The sequence below is a fragment of the Wohlfahrtiimonas sp. XWW7 genome (assembly GCF_056716055.1).
In genome coordinates this window covers 732,498-749,692 of record NZ_CP168032.1, presented here as the reverse complement: position 1 = coordinate 749,692, position 17,195 = coordinate 732,498, and the positions used below count along the sequence as shown (strand labels likewise).

Annotated in this window: 19 protein-coding genes; 8 read left to right on the top strand and 11 right to left on the bottom strand. The window is 37.1% G+C overall.

Translation table 11 applies throughout. The features are described from left to right. Positions 1-7: 7 nt before the first annotated feature. Positions 8-472 carry a bacterioferritin gene (gene bfr / locus ACA100_RS03605; RefSeq protein ID WP_481078634.1) on the top strand — a complete coding sequence of 155 codons (465 nt, stop codon included), beginning with the start codon at positions 8-10 and terminating at the stop codon, positions 470-472. Between the two features lie 69 nt (positions 473-541). Here bfr and ACA100_RS03600 read toward each other — a convergent pair whose 3' ends face one another. Continuing rightward, positions 542-1,363 (bottom strand): MetQ/NlpA family ABC transporter substrate-binding protein, encoded by an 822-nt coding sequence (locus ACA100_RS03600; protein WP_481078633.1) that lies wholly within the window; start codon positions 1,361-1,363, stop codon positions 542-544. A 120-nt stretch (positions 1,364-1,483) separates the two neighbouring features. Here ACA100_RS03600 and ACA100_RS03595 point away from each other — a divergent pair, with 120 nt between their 5' ends. The 4 genes from ACA100_RS03595 to ACA100_RS03580 all read left to right on the top strand — a co-directional run bounded on the left by ACA100_RS03595 (position 1,484) and on the right by ACA100_RS03580 (position 4,370). Next, positions 1,484-2,068, top strand: coding sequence for a DNA-3-methyladenine glycosylase I (locus ACA100_RS03595; RefSeq protein WP_481078632.1), 585 nt, complete (start codon positions 1,484-1,486; stop codon positions 2,066-2,068). A gap of 72 nt (positions 2,069-2,140) precedes the next feature. Beyond that, positions 2,141-2,887, top strand: a complete 747-nt coding sequence (locus tag ACA100_RS03590) for a MipA/OmpV family protein (protein WP_481078631.1) — start codon at positions 2,141-2,143, stop codon at positions 2,885-2,887. A gap of 89 nt (positions 2,888-2,976) precedes the next feature. Further along, positions 2,977-3,732: a sulfate transporter CysZ gene (gene cysZ, locus ACA100_RS03585; protein WP_481078630.1), complete on the top strand. Its 756-nt coding sequence runs from the start codon at positions 2,977-2,979 to the stop codon at positions 3,730-3,732. A gap of 62 nt (positions 3,733-3,794) precedes the next feature. Further along, the gene (locus ACA100_RS03580) at positions 3,795-4,370 is read left to right on the top strand and encodes an RNA pyrophosphohydrolase (RefSeq protein WP_481078629.1); all 576 of its coding nucleotides are present in this window, start codon (positions 3,795-3,797) and stop codon (positions 4,368-4,370) included. Between the two features lie 43 nt (positions 4,371-4,413). Here ACA100_RS03580 and ACA100_RS03575 read toward each other — a convergent pair whose 3' ends face one another. Beyond that, the gene (locus ACA100_RS03575) at positions 4,414-5,088 is read right to left on the bottom strand and encodes a DUF2884 family protein (RefSeq protein WP_481078628.1); all 675 of its coding nucleotides are present in this window, start codon (positions 5,086-5,088) and stop codon (positions 4,414-4,416) included. Between the two features lie 142 nt (positions 5,089-5,230). Between ACA100_RS03575 and ACA100_RS03570 the strand changes: the two genes are divergently transcribed. Next, a complete protein-coding gene (locus ACA100_RS03570) occupies positions 5,231-6,376 on the top strand; it encodes a glycerate kinase (protein ID WP_481078627.1) in 1,146 nt (381 codons plus the stop codon). A gap of 1 nt (position 6,377) precedes the next feature. Then, a complete protein-coding gene (gene acuI / locus ACA100_RS03565) occupies positions 6,378-7,355 on the top strand; it encodes an acrylyl-CoA reductase (NADPH) (RefSeq protein WP_481078626.1) in 978 nt (325 codons plus the stop codon). 48 nt (positions 7,356-7,403) lie between these two features. On the opposite strand, the gene ACA100_RS03560 is transcribed toward acuI, so the two are convergent. The 6 genes from ACA100_RS03560 to ACA100_RS03535 all read right to left on the bottom strand — a co-directional run bounded on the left by ACA100_RS03560 (position 7,404) and on the right by ACA100_RS03535 (position 11,872). Further along, the gene (locus ACA100_RS03560; RefSeq protein ID WP_481078625.1) at positions 7,404-7,832 is read right to left on the bottom strand and encodes a hypothetical protein; all 429 of its coding nucleotides are present in this window, start codon (positions 7,830-7,832) and stop codon (positions 7,404-7,406) included. 43 nt (positions 7,833-7,875) lie between these two features. Continuing rightward, positions 7,876-8,817 (bottom strand): diacylglycerol kinase catalytic domain-containing protein, encoded by a 942-nt coding sequence (locus tag ACA100_RS03555; RefSeq protein WP_481078624.1) that lies wholly within the window; start codon positions 8,815-8,817, stop codon positions 7,876-7,878. Between the two features lie 8 nt (positions 8,818-8,825). Further along, entirely contained in the window at positions 8,826-9,380 is a 555-nt protein-coding gene (locus tag ACA100_RS03550) for a hypothetical protein (protein ID WP_481078623.1), read from the bottom strand. Between the two features lie 72 nt (positions 9,381-9,452). Further along, positions 9,453-10,813, bottom strand: a protein-coding gene (locus tag ACA100_RS03545; protein WP_481076906.1) for an IS3 family transposase whose coding sequence is annotated in 2 segments (ribosomal slippage) — positions 9,453-10,333 and positions 10,333-10,813 — 1,362 coding nt in all. Because the reading frame shifts where the segments join, the coding sequence is not laid out codon by codon here. Beyond that, positions 10,794-11,303 (bottom strand): SPFH domain-containing protein, encoded by a 510-nt coding sequence (locus tag ACA100_RS03540; RefSeq protein ID WP_481078622.1) that lies wholly within the window; start codon positions 11,301-11,303, stop codon positions 10,794-10,796. The genes ACA100_RS03545 and ACA100_RS03540 overlap by 20 nt, the downstream gene beginning before the upstream one ends. 68 nt (positions 11,304-11,371) lie before the next feature. Continuing rightward, positions 11,372-11,872, bottom strand: coding sequence for a hypothetical protein (locus ACA100_RS03535; RefSeq protein ID WP_481078621.1), 501 nt, complete (start codon positions 11,870-11,872; stop codon positions 11,372-11,374). Between the two features lie 98 nt (positions 11,873-11,970). Between ACA100_RS03535 and ACA100_RS03530 the strand changes: the two genes are divergently transcribed. After that, the gene (locus ACA100_RS03530) at positions 11,971-12,693 is read left to right on the top strand and encodes an NUDIX hydrolase (RefSeq protein ID WP_481078620.1); all 723 of its coding nucleotides are present in this window, start codon (positions 11,971-11,973) and stop codon (positions 12,691-12,693) included. Positions 12,694-12,759: 66 nt separating this feature from the next. Here the strand turns inward: ACA100_RS03530 and ACA100_RS03525 are convergent, their stop codons facing one another. From ACA100_RS03525 to pnp, 3 genes are all read right to left on the bottom strand, one after another. Next, entirely contained in the window at positions 12,760-12,933 is a 174-nt protein-coding gene (locus ACA100_RS03525) for a hypothetical protein (RefSeq protein WP_481078619.1), read from the bottom strand. A 113-nt stretch (positions 12,934-13,046) separates the two neighbouring features. After that, a complete protein-coding gene (locus ACA100_RS03520; protein ID WP_481078618.1) occupies positions 13,047-14,879 on the bottom strand; it encodes a hypothetical protein in 1,833 nt (610 codons plus the stop codon). Positions 14,880-15,090: 211 nt separating this feature from the next. Continuing rightward, positions 15,091-17,193 (bottom strand): polyribonucleotide nucleotidyltransferase, encoded by a 2,103-nt coding sequence (gene pnp / locus ACA100_RS03515; protein WP_481078617.1) that lies wholly within the window; start codon positions 17,191-17,193, stop codon positions 15,091-15,093. Between the last annotated feature and the right edge of the window lie 2 nt (positions 17,194-17,195).

Here is a 17,195-nt window from a genome sequence, read left to right as displayed (position 1 = left end):
GAAGTTTATGAAAGTTGATCGCGTTGTAATTCAACAGTTGAACAAAGTGTTAGGTCAGTATCTTATTTCTATCAATCAATATTTTTTACATGGTCGTATTTTGAAAAACTGGGGCTTTGAAGCTTTGGGCAAAACGATCTATAAAAAATCTATTGAAGATATGAAAGAATCAGATGATTTGATCGAACGTATTTTATTATTGGAAGGTTTACCGAATCTACAAGATTTGGGCAAAATCTTAATTGGTGAAGAAGTGCCAGAAGTGATCAGCAGCGACTTAACTTGCGAATATAACAAACGCACAGTTTTAGTTGAAGCGATTCGTGTTTGTGAAGAAAAAGAAGATTATGTTTCTCGCGACTTACTAACGCATTTGCTAGAAGAGAGTGAAGAGCATATTGATTACTTAGAAACACAGCAAGAATTGTTAGCTGAATTAGGCTCTGAGAAATATCATCAATCTATTATCTAATATTAGAATATTTATGAGTTACAAAAACCGCCAATAGGCGGTTTTTTATTATGTTTAAATCACAATTTGCTAGCCTTCTGGCCAAATGAAACGCCCTTTGATTTCAGGATCAGTTTCAATGAATGTTTTTAACTCTTCTGATTGGAAAGATTTCTTCACATCTTTTGCCCAAGCTGTCTCTAAATCAGCTTTTTTCACTGTTACTAATAACTCTAAATCAGGCAGAAATGTTTCATGCGCCAAAGTATGTTCAGAGCCAATGCCCGCTAACAATGCAACGCCGCCAGGCATAATGCCATAATCAATTTCTTGCAATAAGCGCGGGATCAATGCAGAATCTACTTCCTTAAATTCCAAGTTGTGTGGATTATTCGTAATATCTCTTTGCGTCAAAGTTGCAATTTCAGCCTTTGGATTCACTTCAATCCAACCAATTTTTGCCAATAAAGCATAAGCACGCGCAGCATTCGACGGATCATTCGGAATTAAAACACCATCTTTATCCTGCACATTGTCTAAATTAGACTGTTTAAGAGAATAGATAAACGCGGGAATAGATGGCGTATGTACAAGAGAAACTAAATCATTATTTGTTTCACGATTATAAACATTCAAATACGCTTGATGTTGCGCGGTATGGAAATCAATGCCACCACTGACTAATGCTTCATTCGCATCACGCAATGTATTAAAATTTAATAACTCAACTGTATAACCTTGTTTTTCCAATTGAGGCTTCACCACTTTTTCGACTAAAATATTGTGTGCGCTTGGCGGCAAACCTACTTTCAATGATTTCTTATCCGTTGTATTTTCCAAATCTTGCTGGCCACAAGCTGATAAAATCAAACCAAATACTAGTGCCATCAATGGATACCAAAATTTTTTCACATAAACCTCCATAGTCTAAAATTATAATATACAAAACATATATGTAATATATTAATTATTTCTCACTGTATAGCAACTTATTTTTCATTTAAAGTAATTCTTTTTAACTGAGACAAAATTATGAGCAATCGTTGTGGCTGGTGCGGTAACGAAAAAATCTATCAAGATTATCATGATCAAGAATGGGGCGAGCCACTCTATGACGATCAAGCACTGTTTGAATTATTCATTTTAGAAACCTTACAAGCAGGTTTATCGTGGATTACAGTACTTAGAAAACGCGATGCTTATCGTGCTGCTTTGGATAATTTTGACGCTGAAAAAATTGCACAATATGATGAAGCAAAATATGAAGCTCTAATGCAACATCCCGATCTCATCAAGAATAAACTAAAAATGCGTGCAATCATCCACAATGCACAATGTTATTTAACCTTAAAAACCGAACATGGCAGCTTTTCTGATTGGCTTTGGCAATATGTAGATCATAAACCTATTATCAATGGCTTTCAGCAATTATCTGATGTGCCTGTCACAACAAACATTTCGGATCAACTCAGTAAAGACCTTAAAAAACTAGGCTTTAAATTTGTGGGCAGCGTGACCATTTATGCTTTTATGCAAGCGATGGGCATGGTGAATGATCATGTGAGTGACTGCTTTAAATATCAAGCTAAACCTAAAACCGAACACAAAGATGTGTAAATTAACAGCAGGAACACACGACTTCCGTTACAATGTTGAGCATTAATATTCTCTATAGATAAGGAAATTCCAATGAAAAAAGCATTCCTTACATCACTTTTTTTGATGTTGCCATTTGGCATCCATGCAAATGCACAAGAGTCTTACAGCGTGGGCATTGGCTTAGGTTATCAACAAAAACCTTACGTCGGTGATAACTCTAACTGGATTCCTGTGCCGCATTTTGAATATCAAAATGGTAATTTATTCATTAAAGGCTTAAAAGCAGGTTTATATCTATTCAACACGCCAACAACGAAGTTTGATGCTCACTTGCGTTACCAATCATTAAGTTTTAAACCGAGTGATTCGCATGGTGCATTAACTGGCTTAGATCGCCGTAAATCCACCATTGAATTAGGTGTTGGCTTTCAACACTATTTTCCCAATCAAGTTTTTGTCAGCACAGATATCGATGCAGATATCTTAGGTCGAAGTGATGGTTTTAATATTGATGCTGGCGTTGGTATGGTTCATCAGATCAATGATCACTTTAAAGTGATGCCAAAAATTGGTGGTATTTGGTCAAGTAAAGATCACAATGATTACTATTATGGCGTTTCACATTCAGAAGCTAATCGTACGGGTATTTCAGCTTATAATCCTAGCAGCAGCTTCACACCATATATTGGTGTTGGCACGGTGGTGAACGCGACAGAGAATCTCCATATCTTTGGTGGTGCTCAATTTAAGTTTTTACCTAGCGAAGTTAAAGATAGCCCAATGACAGATCGATCGACCTTGTCAAATTTTGCGATTGGTATTAACTACAATTTCTAAATCATTCTATAATGAGATCAACAAACGTATGGGCACAACAATCTGTGCCCTTTTTTATACTTTCATTAATGGCTTATATTTAAATCACTATGAATACAACGAATACACCTGCACCACAAAATGGATTATATTATTTCTCCCAAGGCTGGAAACTCATGCTAGAGCCTGGTTTAAAGCGTTATATCTTTATGCCAATCTTGATCAATATATTAATCATCGGCGGCGCATTTTTCTATATCTATACACAAGCAAGCGACATGGTGAATTGGGCGCTAAGTTATCTGCCATCATGGCTTCATTGGCTAAGCTATGTTTTATGGCCATTAATTCTCATCAGCGTATTAATTTTCTTTGGTTATTTCTTCACAACGCTGGCCAATATCATCGCAGCGCCTTTTAATGGAATGTTATCTGCTAAATTAGAAAGCATGCTCACCAATACAACAGCAGAAGATGATTCATGGTCAACCTTTGCCAAAGATTTTGCAAGAAGCATCCAAAGAGAATTACAGAATTTAGCCTATTACATTCCACGCTTGATCGGCATTTTACTGCTTTTTCTCGTGCCTGTAATCGGTACGATTGTGGCACCCATCTTACTATTTTTATTCAATGCATGGATGATGTCCATCCAATATAATGATTATGCATTTGATAATAATCGTGTCAGTTTTCCAATTATGAGACAACGATTAAAGCAAGATCGCTTCAATAATTTAGTTTTTGGCTCGCTCATTAATATCTTTACCATGATTCCTTTCGTAAACTTAGTGATAATGCCCGCTGCTGTTTGTGGTGGTACATTACAGTGGGTCAAAAAATATCGCAGCGATTTTGTCAAATAAACTTGGTTTTAACTAGCCTTTGTGGAACAATAGAGCCATTAATTTTATTCAAGGTTTACATTATGATTGACAATGACGGCTATCGCTCGAATGTTGGAATCATCTTGTGTAATCGGGACAAAAAACTATTTTGGGGTCATAGAATAGGACATTTAGATTCATGGCAATTTCCTCAGGGCGGCATCGACGATGGCGAAACCCCCGAAGAGGCAATGTTTCGAGAATTGAAGGAAGAAGTAGGATTATCTTCTGATGATGTAAAAATTTTAGGAAAAACTAAAAGTTGGTTAAGGTACCGTTTACCACAACGACTGATTCGTAGAAATAATACGCCTCGTTGTATTGGGCAGAAACAGATTTGGTTCCTATTAGAACTCACTTCTGATGATGACGCTATCAATTTAGCATTTTTTGATACGCCTGAATTTGATCACTGGAAATGGGTGGAATATTGGAAACCGATTGAAGATGTCATATACTTCAAGCGCAAAGTTTACAACAGAGCATTGGTTGAATTAGCGCCGTTACTCTTTAAAGGCACATCAATTCCAGATAAACCTTTATACGAAAAACGCGTCGATTTCAGACCCAAACCAAAAGTAAGACGCTCTTTATATCGTATGAAGAGTAGAAGCTAAAAACTCAAATAGCCCATGATTTCATGGGCTATTTTGTTATTGATCACTTAGAAAACAACTGCTCTTTCTCTGCGGTAATCCAAGCCAAATCTGCACATAAAGATTTATGAAAGGCTTTGGCTTCAGGTTTAAATTTTTTCCATTCTTGATCGCCTAAATATTTTATATCTTTGTAGTTCCGACCAATATTGAATGTGAATACACTTTTTGACACAATTTTTGCCATTTCCAATTTAAAATCGCCCGATGCTCGATCAATGATTTTATGGAAATCATTGGCGGAAAACTCTGTCACATTGCCTTTTGTTTTAATCGCTTTACCCAATGTTCGCGTTGCATCTGTGTGCGTATTATCCAACATCGTGATCAACTGAGAATTGCCATCCAATTGTGCTTTCACAACATTCACAAATTGAGAATGCAACGAATCCATCAATGTCATCGCCTCTTTTTCTCGCTGTGGTAATTTCTGTACGATGAAAGCAACTAATGCTTTAACTTTGTTCTGCTCTGCTTTCGATAAATCTAGCTTTGCACCATTCAAAGATACTTCGCCCGTTTGATGCAAAATATAACGCTTTCGTCCTTCAGTCATTTCAACAAAATTTGCAAATGCTGCCATATTATAAGTTGGATCTTTTTCGCAAACAGATTTCGCAAAGCTAATGGATGATGGATAAATTGCACAAAATAATACTAATAATTTTATAAATCGCATAACAAGTTATATTTAAGAGATATGAACTCACAGGTTACTATAAAAATGATATTTTTCCCACAAAACAGAGACTAATGAATTTTACTAATCACACAAATAAAATAAGCTACACTGAAATTACATTTCTTCGCTGAGGTTAAGTATGCACATTGTTATCGCCCCCGATTCATTCAAAGAGAGCTTAAGCGCATTAGAAATTGCCAATATCATCGAACAAGGTTTTCAATCAGTTTTTCCTGAAGCAACTTTTTCTAAAATCCCTGTTGCGGATGGTGGTGAAGGCACATTACAAGCCATTGTTGATGCAAAAGATGGTCGATTAGTAGCCATTGAAGTGAATGATCCGCTACAGCGCAAAGTCACTGCTCATTATGGATTAGTGGATAATGATTCTATTGCCATCATTGAAATGGCAACTGCAAGCGGATTGACGTTATTATCTACTGATGAACGTGATCCATTGATCACTACAACTTATGGCACAGGTGAGTTAATTCGACATGCTTTGGATCATGGTGCCAAAAAGATCATTCTCGCGATTGGTGGTAGTGCAACCAATGACGGTGGCGCTGGTATGCTACAAGCATTAGGCGCACAATTTCTCGATCGCAATCAACAACCTTTATCCGCGGGCGGTGCTGCATTACAGCAACTTCATACCATTGATCTCAGTAATTTTGATGTGCGTATTCAAGAATGTGAATTTGAAATTGCATGCGATGTGGATAATCCATTGGTCGGCGAGCGTGGTGCTTCTGCAATTTTTGGGCCACAAAAAGGCGCCACCGAAGAAAATGTACAAACATTAGATTCAGCCTTAGATCATTATGCGAATATCACAACTGCCCTATTCAATGAGGATCATCGCTTTGCTCATGGCGCAGGTGCTGCTGGCGGAATGGGATTTGCAGCCTTAGCATTCCTTAAAGGACAATTAAAACCTGGTATTAGCATTGTCATGGATATTGTGAATTTGGCAGATGCAGTAAAGGATGCTGATCTTGTGATTACAGGCGAGGGCAAAATTGACCGCCAAACGATTTTTGGCAAAACTCCGATTGGTGTTGCTAAAATCGCTAAGAAATTTGATAAGCCTGTGATTGGTATTGCTGGATCACTTGGACACGATGCTTATCATGTTCATGATTATGGCATTGATGCTGTATTTACCGTGACACAGCGCCCCGAAACTTTAGAAAAAGCATTAAAAGATACGGGGAATAACCTGTTATCATTATCCAGAAACATTGCTATCCTTTATCAACTTGGAATGAAAACAAGAGGTTAATATGACTTACAAAGCAATCTTGATTGATAAAAATCCTGATTACACAGCAACATTAACAAATTTGAATGAAGATCAGCTGCCCGAAGGTGACGTTCAAATTGATGTCATTGCATCCACTATGAATTACAAGGATGCTTTAGCAATCACTAATAAAAGCCCTGTGGTTCGTACATTCCCGTTAACGCCAGGCATTGATTTAGTGGGTAAAGTCACTGAGAGCCAAACAAATCGTTTCAAAATTGGTGATACTGTTGTACTAAATGGCTTTGGCGTTGGTGAAGTTCATTCTGGTGGATTAGCAGAAAAAGCATCTTTAAAATCTGAATGGCTCATTCATCTACCTAAATCTATTTCTCCTGTAGATGCTATGACAATTGGTACAGCTGGCTATACAGCAATGCTATCCATTATTGCATTAGAAAAACACGGTTTAACGCCAGAATCAGGCAAAATTTTAGTCACAGGTGCAACGGGTGGCGTTGGCAGTTTTGCAGTTTCTCTTTTAACAAAATTGGGTTATCACGTAATCGCCGCAACTGGTAAAGCGAGCGAACATGAATACCTTTATCAATTAGGTGCAAAAGAGATCATTGATCGCCATGAGTTATCTGATAAAGGCAAACCACTACAAAAAATGCGCTGGATTGGTGCCATTGATTCTGTGGGTAGCAATACGCTTGTGAATGTATTGGCTTCCACTGAATATGGTGGTTGTGTTGCGGCTTGCGGTTTAGCACAGGGCTTCGATCTCGATGGTACAGTCATGCCATTCATTCTCCGCAATGTGACTTTGCGTGGTGTTGATAGCGTTATGCGCCCATTACCTGATCGTATAGAAGCTTGGAGCAGATTAGCTGAACTGATTGACCCTGCAACCTTGGCAAATATCCGTACAGAAATCGCATTGGATGATGTCATAGAAAGCGCGGATAAGATCATCAATGGTGAAATCAAAGGCCGACTAGTTGTGAAAATTTAATTCACAAACTTATCCACAAGATCTTTGGATAACCCACTTTTTAGTGGGTTATTTTTTATCTAATTCATCTGGTAAAAATATTTTTCCCATTCTTTGACAAACTTCTATATTTTTCTGTGTACCACTTTTGCGACTTTGGTCTGAATTAAAATCATAAGCTAGATAATGTGTGCAATCCTTTAAAGTTGCCTGATCACGTTCCCAATTATTGCTGTAACCTCCAATAAATTTCCATTCGTTCACATAAGTCCTAAATTGATCAGGTACATATCGTGCTCGGCTTCCCATGTGATGCACCATTACATTTGGTGTTCTACATTTTAAATACTCCATTGCCAATACATCTACACCGCGAAAATCACACACTAAAAAATGTGCATCAGAATTCTTTTCTAATAGCTTATTCAATGCTGTTGCATAGTAATGACAAAAATCCTCAAAAGACAAATTGCCATTACCACCAATAAAAACTTTCATTATTTTGATCCCTGAACCTTGCATCACCTATTGGTAACAATAGTTATACAACCAAACGCCCCACTCGATCAGCAATGCTAATCTCAGCTGTGACGCCTGTTCTAAATTCTAAAAAATCATCTTCAATACCATCACTGAATATCACACCATAATCTGCCATTTGCGAGGTGATTTTAAGGTGTACTGAAGGATATATATTACCTGCAACAATAGATACGGATGAATGTCTGCTTGGAAATGGCTCTCGTACTGCGAATTGCAATAATGGAACATCCCAACGCATACCATCGCTAATATCCTTAGTATTGTCCTCTGATGTCAAACCAAAAGCCTTCGCAATGCCCATCGAGCCACTTTTAATACTCTTCATCCAACCTGTTGAACCTAGCCCTGTAGAAACAATGATCCCACTTGAACTTTGCGCTTCTTCTTCACCATCAATCGACAAAATGTAGCGCGCCGATGTATGAGTTTTTGGCCCAATGAATAGATCATTCACCGCATATAATTCCTGCCCATCACTTAAGCTCGCTTTTGCCATACTGATATTTTCACAATCACGATGACCATCGGCGACTTCTGGCAGAATTTTATCAACATCGACACTCAAAAATGGCAGTAAAACACCATCATATTGCGAGGGATCAGGATTAATGCCAATGAGCGGCTGCCCATCTAAATATTTTAAAACATTGGCCACCAATCCATCTTGCCCCAATGTCATCACAATATCATTCTCCCCAAAAATAAAATTGGGCAAATAAGTGCGATCCAACAGTTGATATCGTCCCCATTTTTCAAGCATACCAATGATGTTTGCTTTAGTGGTTTGATAATTATGATGTGCCACTTCATACTCATGAATATCCATCCCCAATTGCGCCATATAAAATCTCGCTTGATCCAATGTCTGATATTTAATGATCAACTCCTCCAGTTGGGTTCGTCGTGTAATCAACACAATTTTTCGATCATGAGCATCCATATTTCCTCCTACTTCTTACGAGGTTGTTGTCTTGTTGGTTCAGCCAATAATGTTTGCAATAAATCAGGTGATAAATTTAATTGCCCGATTTTATCTGCTTTATCTGCAATCCCTGTAAATGCTTGAGCAATTAATTGTGCAGGTTGCATTCCGCTCGCAGTTAATGCCTGAATCACACGAGGATCAGCAACTTTAATGGCTTCGATCATGCTCGAAATTCGATAAGCATCTACTTCTGCCATTGTGCGTTCATTGCCTGCTTTACGTGCCACAAAGGTTTTACGTTCTTCTTCTAACTCAATTTCAGCGAGTAAATTTTGTTTATTAATTTCTTGCTGCTTTTGCTGAATACTTGCATCCGCATCGATTTCAGCTTCTCTGATGTTCCGTTTTTTGAGCTCAACCGCTATTTGTGTATCGAGCTCATTTTCACGAATCAATCGTTCATTTTCTACCGCTGCATTTCGTCTTAAAAAGATTGCATCATCAGCCGCTTTTAAAATTGCTTCTCTTGCTTCTGCTTCCAATGCTCTTGCTGTTTCGGGTTGTGGATGAATTCGCATAATCGCAACACTGATAATGGATAAACCCAAAGCAACAATGAACTGACCCCATAAACTTGGACAGTTTATAAATTATAAAGACAAGGACTGATTTCGATATTCTATCGGACTCAGTCCTTTTAGTTTGAGCTTAATTCGATCATTATTGTAATAATCGATGTACTCATGAATCTCTTTCTCTAATTGATCGATAGATTCAAATTTTTTCACATGAAATAGCTCTGATTTCAAAACACCAAAGAAGTTCTCAATCACAGCATTATCATAGCAATTGCCTTTGCGTGACATGCTTTGTCTAACTTTGTGATCTTTTAAAGATTGTTGGTACTGTTTCATTTGATATTGCCAACCTTGATCAGAATGTAAAATCAGTTTCTTGCGTCCTTTCTTATGTAACTTTAAATGCTTCAATGCCTTATTCAGCATTTTACCCACCAACTCATATTTGGAGTTTTTAGCAACTTCATAGCTAATAATTTCCTGATTATATAGATCTAAAATCGGAGATAAATACAGCTTTTCACCGTTCACTTTAAACTCTGTGACATCTGTTACCCATTTTTGGTTGGGCCTTTGAGCCTTAAAATTACGCTTCAAAATATTCTTCGCTATTTTTCCAACTTTTCCTTTATAAGATTGGTATTTCTTCGGTCTTACTAAAGATTTAAGATTCAGTAATCGCATGATTCTTTGAACTTTTTTATGGTTAATGGGGAAATCTTTTTGTAATATCGCAGTGATGCGACGATAACCATATCGACCTTTATGCTCATGAAAAAGGGCTGTTATCCTTGCTTTAAGGCTTTCATCTGAATCAGGCTTAGCCAATACTGCCTTATGATAGTAATAAGTGCTTTTGGCTAGATTCATGATTTTCAGTAACGATGACAATGAATGCTTTACTTTGAGTTCTTCTGCGATGATTGTTTGCGCCTGAGCGCTTCTTCCTTCTCGTCCAATTCCTGAAACTTTTTTAACACATCATTCTCCGCACGAAGATAGGCTAATTCAGCTTGAAGTTGATCTATCAACTTTTCTTGTTCAGTGCGATTATCAGGTTTTTTGGGCAATCTCATCTTTTTAGGTCTTCCTTTTTGACGTGGTTCAAGTGCACTCAAACCACCTTCTTTAAACAGTGATTGCCATTCTAATATAGAAGTAAATGCTGGAATATTAAAATATGAAGCCGCTTCGCGGGCAGAGTAATAATGATCTGACATAAACTTCAATACATAATATTTGAATTCAGCAGAATATAATCGTTTTGTTGTTCTTGGCTGAATCCCTGATTGACCATGATACTGATAAGCTTTGACCCACTTTTTAACGGTGGAGTGATCAATATTAAAATGATCAGCTGTAGAGCTATATCCATTTCCTTTTTGATAAAACTTAACAACTTTTAATTTGAAATCAAAAGAATACTTCGCCATATAAAAACACCCCAAAGTTGTGTCCAACTTTTGGGGTGCAGTTCACAATCTCAGGGTGATTTTTAGCTTCATCAAAAATCTGATCACCCAAAGCATTATTCGCTAACAATGCTTCACGTAATTTCCACTGCAAAACAATCTTTTGAGATAAGCCTTCAATGATTTTCACAACCTTGGCTGATAATTTTTGTGGATCATCTGAAATGTAGCTTTGATTATCTTTCATCGCAAAGTTTAAACGCTCCGCCATTTTCACAGGATCAGCAATGCGATAAGAGACTTGCCCTTGGATCGTAATGGATTGGAAATCCGCACAGTTTTGCTCAAACATAAAATCACGATTGAAACTGCTTAAAGGCACAACGCTAATCGTGGATGTTGGCATATAACTTAAAAAAGATAAGCCTGTGCCTTCTCTCACAATCGAACCATTCTTATGCACAATCACATAATGTGTTGGCTGTGTTTTAATGAATTTGAATCCTAACATTTTGTACTCCTTCTTATAGTTGCTCTGAGCAACTTATATAATTAAATTTTTGATTATCTTTCTTCAATTTATAAATTCCAAGCATTGAGATTCAATTTTCTTAGCTTTTTCCTTGGAAGATTGTGTAATCGCATTATGAAATTATCCAAACTATCTCTATTAATATTCTTTGCTAAAAGCTCTATAAATTTATCGACCTTAATATAACTCGAGAGGTACTGCTTTTGATTATCCAATTGCACAGAACTATCATCATCCCAGTAAAGATATGTTGAACGCCTTTCTTGCATATAAAATACTATATGAATAGATATCACATTGCAGTAAAGTACTACTTTTATTTCCGCCCTATTGCCGCTGTATACATCGCAACATGGCTCGCGTCCATAAGAAAAATTATTGCGAACCTCAACAACCTTTTTACCCTGTAAAATATGACTAAAGGTTTGCTCGTGCGCCTTACTTTTAAGCATCGCAGTCCAAAACTCTGAGATATTAAAAATAGTTGTACATTCTTGCCCTTTAGAAAAACATAAACTGTCATTTTTTGAATCATAACTTATATTCATGTGCCATTCCTTATTAGTTGTATTGCGCAACTTAATAAGTTGCACTATACTACTTTTAAATTTACCGTCAACTTTTTTATAAAAGAAAGCCAACAACCATGCATAAATACGTCCTGCCAGAAATCATTCGCCCGCTTGTTACTGTTGATATTGCTATATTCACAGTTAAAAATCAGCAATTACAGGTTTTATTAGTGAAGCGCCCTGACAAGAAAGATGAGCCTTTTGCCAATCAATGGGCATTGCCTGGTGGATTTTTGCATGTTGAACTAGATGATGATCTCGATGCTTGCGCTGTTCGTAAACTCAAAGAAAAAACCAATGTTGAAGCACCATATTTAGAACAAGTGGGTGCTTATGGCAGTCGCACACGTGATCCACGCGATTGGTCAATTACGCATGTTTATTTTTCATTATTGAATGAAGCAGCGATCACCTTACAAAAAGGCGGTAATGCAGCCGAATTAGCTTGGTTTCCTATCGACAAAGCCACTGAATTAACTCTTGCCTTTGATCATTCCAAACTATTGAATGCTGCCATTGAAAGATTACATGCCAAAGTGGAATATACATCTTTGCCTGTTTATTTATTACCAGCAGAATTTACGTTGCCTGATTTACAAGAAGCTTATGAAATTGTTTTGAATCGCCCCTTAGATAAAAGCTCGTTCCGTACACGAATTTTAAACAGTGATTTAATCACAGCATTGGACAATCAATTCAGAAAAACCACCAATCGCCCCGCCCAACTCTATCGATTAACAACACCAAATCAAGTCACATATTTTCCACGAAGTTTTAAATATAATGAAAGTACATAATCATAAAATACACCAACAAAAAAACCGAGCAATGCTCGGTTCTCCATTCAATTCTCTATCACTTGTTTACAAAGTACATGCACCGCCTGCGCAGCCTTTGTCTTCTACTTCTTCGTAATCATTCTTTTGAGTTCTTGCAAGTGTAATTCTATCATCAGCACAAAAAACACAATCGTCACCAGATTGTTCATTGAAGAATGCAACCATCAACTCTTTCCCACATGTATGACATTTTTTCATTATATTTGCCCTGTTTATAGTGTTTGAAAGTGCACTATTATAGCCCTCAATTGTTAAGACTTGGTGAAATTACATGAATGATAGACAAATATCATCTTGTTAGTGATTACTCTTTAATACTGTGGTATACGCACTTCAAAATGCTGAACATTACTATCATTCAGTCGTAAAATCTTGATATGAGAAGGTAAATTTTTATTCGTGCGTGGCAAAGGCGTGGAAAGCTTTTGTAAAAGACGATCATATTGATAAGGCACTTTAGTGATTGTATTCTCAGCATAATGTCCCATTGATCGCAAAAATTTTGATACGTCTTTAGAAGCAATTTTATCTTTCATGATTAAATATTTTAAATAGACCAATTGATGATAGTTTTGTTGCTCGTATAGACGCATCCAATAACTGTCAAAATTACTATAAGCAATCAATGATTGCGTGAAAGTTAAAGTTTCAGGATGAACTTGATCTTGTAAAATCATATTCAATGTTTCAGATGATAAATGCTGCTTTAAATTATCTTCTTCCGATAAAATCGTTAAGAGCTTATGATAATCATTATAAAACTGTGTCGATGGATAACGATCATTCAGATAAAAGAGCGCCTCTTTTGGCATCATGCCAATCTTCTGAAAATATTGTCGATACCAATCATTCAAGACTTGTATAAATTTTTCATGGCTATGATGTAAAAACTCCAACTCTCCTTCCTCATCTGCAACATAAGGACGAAGATCTTGTTTTTGATGCACTGCATTAAACCACATCTTATCGATAGGTTTTGTTGCTTTTAATAAATCTTTTAATTGCGCCCAATCACTTGTTTTAGCTTGCTTCTTACGCGCTTGATAAAGTTCATTCAAGGATGGTGATAAAATCACACCAAAGTTTTTCAAAAATGACAAAATAATATATTCATCCTCTTCTGTCAGCGTAATATTTTGTACAGAAGTGTGATAAACCTTTATATAAGGATAGGCAAAATCTTTAAAATTTTGTTGTATTTCAAATAGAACAACTTCATTGAGTTTTTGTCCAATATCATTAGGATACGGCCGCACAATAAAACTTACTCGCTCATCATCCAATGATTGATCCAATAAATGTTCATCCAATAATACATCCATGGTTTGATCTAAAAATTGCGTTACTGAGATATTCACAAAAAAGTGCAATAACGATGTTTTAGATTTTTCGTGGAACATTAAATCTATCCAACGGCGCACGATCACTAATTGATCCAATCCTTCATCCACTTTGCCATCTGCAATCTTCATCATAGCTTCTGTCAAATAAAGCTGAATTAATTTTGCCATACCTGAACTTGGGATCACATCCAGCGATGCATTATAATCATTATAAAAAAGCGCATAATTATATTGAGAAACTTGAACCAACTCTTCAAAACGATCTAACAAAACCCTGTTTTCTCGAATGGTTTGGTGAATATAATCACGGCGCTCTTTCATTGTGTCGAAGCATTGATCATCCGAATAATCAGCACATACAAAAAAATCTTGCGTATAACGATACCTTTTATTTTCAAAAACACCTTGCCTCACAGCAAGTAACTTATGAGAGTCTAAACCATCTTCAAGATTCATTAATCCATCATCTTCTCCAAAAAGATTCTGCATGAAAGTTTGATCACTGGATAATTGAAAAATTGCCTGACGAGGATTCGCAAAATAGTTTGTGAGTAACTTACCGCCTTCAACACGCTCATTCAATACCGCATCATTCGCTTGAAAAACCTTTTTATACGCTGTCAGCCAATTATCTTTAGGGTACATTAAACCCATCCAACCAATATAAGCATTATTATCAAAATACTCTTCTGGTATCGGCTTTAATGTCATGAAGCTGTCTAATTCAGGCGATAACTTATCCGTAGTATTGGCAGATGCAATACTACTGAGCAACACTACAATACTCACAACTTTTTTCATGATAATTCCATTAAGTTTATGAGAATTAACTCAATCATTAATAAATATTATGTTATTTAATATATCTTCCGCCGATATATTGTATTACTAAAATTTACATAAAAAAATATATATTAATAATTTATGGATATATATCAATATCTCACCGTGGCTACTTTCATCCACAAAAAAACCGAGATGACTCTCGGTTCTTTAATCATATTAAAATATATTATTCAGCAGCAGGTGCATCAACATCTTTCATTGTTAAGCGAATACGGCCTTGCTTATCAATTTCCAATACTTTAACACGCACAACTTGGCCAACTTTCAAATGATCAGATACATTTTGGATGCGCTCTTCAGAAGGGATCTGAGAAACGTGAACCATACCATCGCGGCCTGGCATCAAGTTAACGAATGCACCGAAATCCATGATACGAACGATTGGTGATTCATAGATCTTACCAACTTCGATATCTGCTGTGATTTCTTCAATGCGTTTTTTAGCTTCCGCTGCTTGATCAGCATTAGCTGCTGCAATTTTGATTGTGCCATCATCTTCGATTTCGATTACAGCGCCAGTTTCTTCTGTGATACCACGAATTGTTACGCCGCCTTTACCGATAACATCACGGATCTTATCAGGATTGATGCGGAAAATTGTGAAGCGTGGTGCAAATTCAGAGATTTCTTCACGAGAAGTATTCAACGTGCTGCTCATTTCGTTGATGATATGTAAACGCGCAACTTTAGCTTGTGCTAATGCTTGTTCCATAATTTCTTTCGTGATGCCTGTGATTTTGATGTCCATTTGAAGAGCAGAAATACCATCCGTTGTCCCTGCTACTTTAAAGTCCATATCACCTAAATGATCTTCATCACCTAAAATATCTGTCAATACAGCAAAACGATCGCCTTCTTTGATCAAGCCCATTGCGATACCCGCAACTGGTGCTTTCAAAGGAACACCTGCATCCATTAATGACAATGATGCACCACAAACTGATGCCATTGAGCTTGAACCGTTAGATTCAGTGATTTCAGATACAACGCGAACTGTGTATGGATATTCTTCCATGCTTGGCAATACAGCTTGAACACCACGCTTAGCTAAACGGCCATGACCGATTTCACGACGCTTAGGTGAACCAACCATACCAGTTTCACCTACAGAATATGGAGGGAAATTGTAATGGAACAAGAATTTATCTTTGTATTCACCATCTAATGCATCGATGATTTGCGCATCACGATCTGTACCCAAAGTTGTCACAACCAATGCTTGAGTTTCGCCACGTGTGAACAATGCAGAACCATGTGTACGTGGTAAAACGCCAACGCGAGAAATGATTGGACGAACTGTTGTTGTATCACGACCATCAATACGTGGCTTGCCATCTAAGATGTGATCACGTACTAGACGATAGCTCATGTCATCAATTACAGCATTGATAGCATCTTTTGTGAAACCATTCTCTTCAGTGATCAAAGTTTCGATTGCTTCAGCACGCAATGCATCGATTGCAGCATAACGATCTGCTTTCACAGAAATTGTGTAAGCCGCTTCTAGTTTATCTGTACCAAATGCTTTAACAGCTGCTTCTAATTCAGCATTTTTTTGTACTGTTTCGTATTCAAATTTAGTGACACCAACTTCTGCACATAATGCATTGATGTTATCAACCACAACTTGCATTGACTCATGACCGAACATTACAGCGCCCAACATTACGTCTTCGCTCAATAATTCAGCTTCTGATTCAACCATCAATACAGCATCTTTAGTACCTGCTACAACTAAATCCAATTTAGAAGTTGCCAATTGTTCTTTAGATGGGTTCAACAAGTATTCGCCATTGTCATAGCCAACACGCGCAGCACCTAAAGGACCTTCAAATGGCAAACCTGCTAATGATACAGCAGCTGATGCACCGATCATTGCTGGGATATCAGCACTAACTTCTGGGTTGATTGATACAACTGTTGCGATTACTTGAGTTTCGTTTGTGAAACCCTCTGCAAATAATGGACGCAATGGACGATCGATCAAACGAGCGATCAATGTTTCACCTTCGGAAGGACGTCCTTCACGACGGAAGAAACCACCAGGAATTTTACCTGCTGCGTATGTACGCTCTTGATAATTCACAGTCAATGGAAAGAAATCACGAGTAGGATCAAACTTTGTAGATGCAACACATGTTACAAATACTACAGTACCTTCAACGTCAACTTTAACCGCTGCATTTGCTTGGCGAGCAATTTCACCAACTTCTAACACAACCTTTTGGTTGCCATACATAAACTCTTTTCTAGTTGCTTTTAATTCCATAA

What these genes read in the sequence shown, in the direction of transcription:
- bfr (WP_481078634.1), top strand. Translation starts at nt 8, where the DNA reads ATGAAAGTTGATCGCGTTGTAATTCAACAGTTGAACAAAGTGTTAGGT.
- ACA100_RS03570 (WP_481078627.1), top strand. Translation starts at nt 5,231, where the DNA reads ATGCACATTGTTATCGCCCCCGATTCATTCAAAGAGAGCTTAAGCGCA.
- ACA100_RS03595 (WP_481078632.1), top strand. Translation starts at nt 1,484, where the DNA reads ATGAGCAATCGTTGTGGCTGGTGCGGTAACGAAAAAATCTATCAAGAT.
- ACA100_RS03550 (WP_481078623.1), bottom strand. Translation starts at nt 9,380, where the DNA reads ATGCGAATTCATCCACAACCCGAAACAGCAAGAGCATTGGAAGCAGAA.
- ACA100_RS03560 (WP_481078625.1), bottom strand. Translation starts at nt 7,832, where the DNA reads ATGAAAGTTTTTATTGGTGGTAATGGCAATTTGTCTTTTGAGGATTTT.
- ACA100_RS03580 (WP_481078629.1), top strand. Translation starts at nt 3,795, where the DNA reads ATGATTGACAATGACGGCTATCGCTCGAATGTTGGAATCATCTTGTGT.
- ACA100_RS03535 (WP_481078621.1), bottom strand. Translation starts at nt 11,872, where the DNA reads ATGAATATAAGTTATGATTCAAAAAATGACAGTTTATGTTTTTCTAAA.
- ACA100_RS03530 (WP_481078620.1), top strand. Translation starts at nt 11,971, where the DNA reads ATGCATAAATACGTCCTGCCAGAAATCATTCGCCCGCTTGTTACTGTT.
- pnp (WP_481078617.1), bottom strand. Translation starts at nt 17,193, where the DNA reads ATGGAATTAAAAGCAACTAGAAAAGAGTTTATGTATGGCAACCAAAAG.
- ACA100_RS03555 (WP_481078624.1), bottom strand. Translation starts at nt 8,817, where the DNA reads ATGGATGCTCATGATCGAAAAATTGTGTTGATTACACGACGAACCCAA.
- ACA100_RS03575 (WP_481078628.1), bottom strand. Translation starts at nt 5,088, where the DNA reads ATGCGATTTATAAAATTATTAGTATTATTTTGTGCAATTTATCCATCA.
- ACA100_RS03590 (WP_481078631.1), top strand. Translation starts at nt 2,141, where the DNA reads ATGAAAAAAGCATTCCTTACATCACTTTTTTTGATGTTGCCATTTGGC.
- cysZ (WP_481078630.1), top strand. Translation starts at nt 2,977, where the DNA reads ATGAATACAACGAATACACCTGCACCACAAAATGGATTATATTATTTC.
- ACA100_RS03520 (WP_481078618.1), bottom strand. Translation starts at nt 14,879, where the DNA reads ATGAAAAAAGTTGTGAGTATTGTAGTGTTGCTCAGTAGTATTGCATCT.
- ACA100_RS03525 (WP_481078619.1), bottom strand. Translation starts at nt 12,933, where the DNA reads ATGAAAAAATGTCATACATGTGGGAAAGAGTTGATGGTTGCATTCTTC.
- ACA100_RS03540 (WP_481078622.1), bottom strand. Translation starts at nt 11,303, where the DNA reads ATGTTAGGATTCAAATTCATTAAAACACAGCCAACACATTATGTGATT.
- acuI (WP_481078626.1), top strand. Translation starts at nt 6,378, where the DNA reads ATGACTTACAAAGCAATCTTGATTGATAAAAATCCTGATTACACAGCA.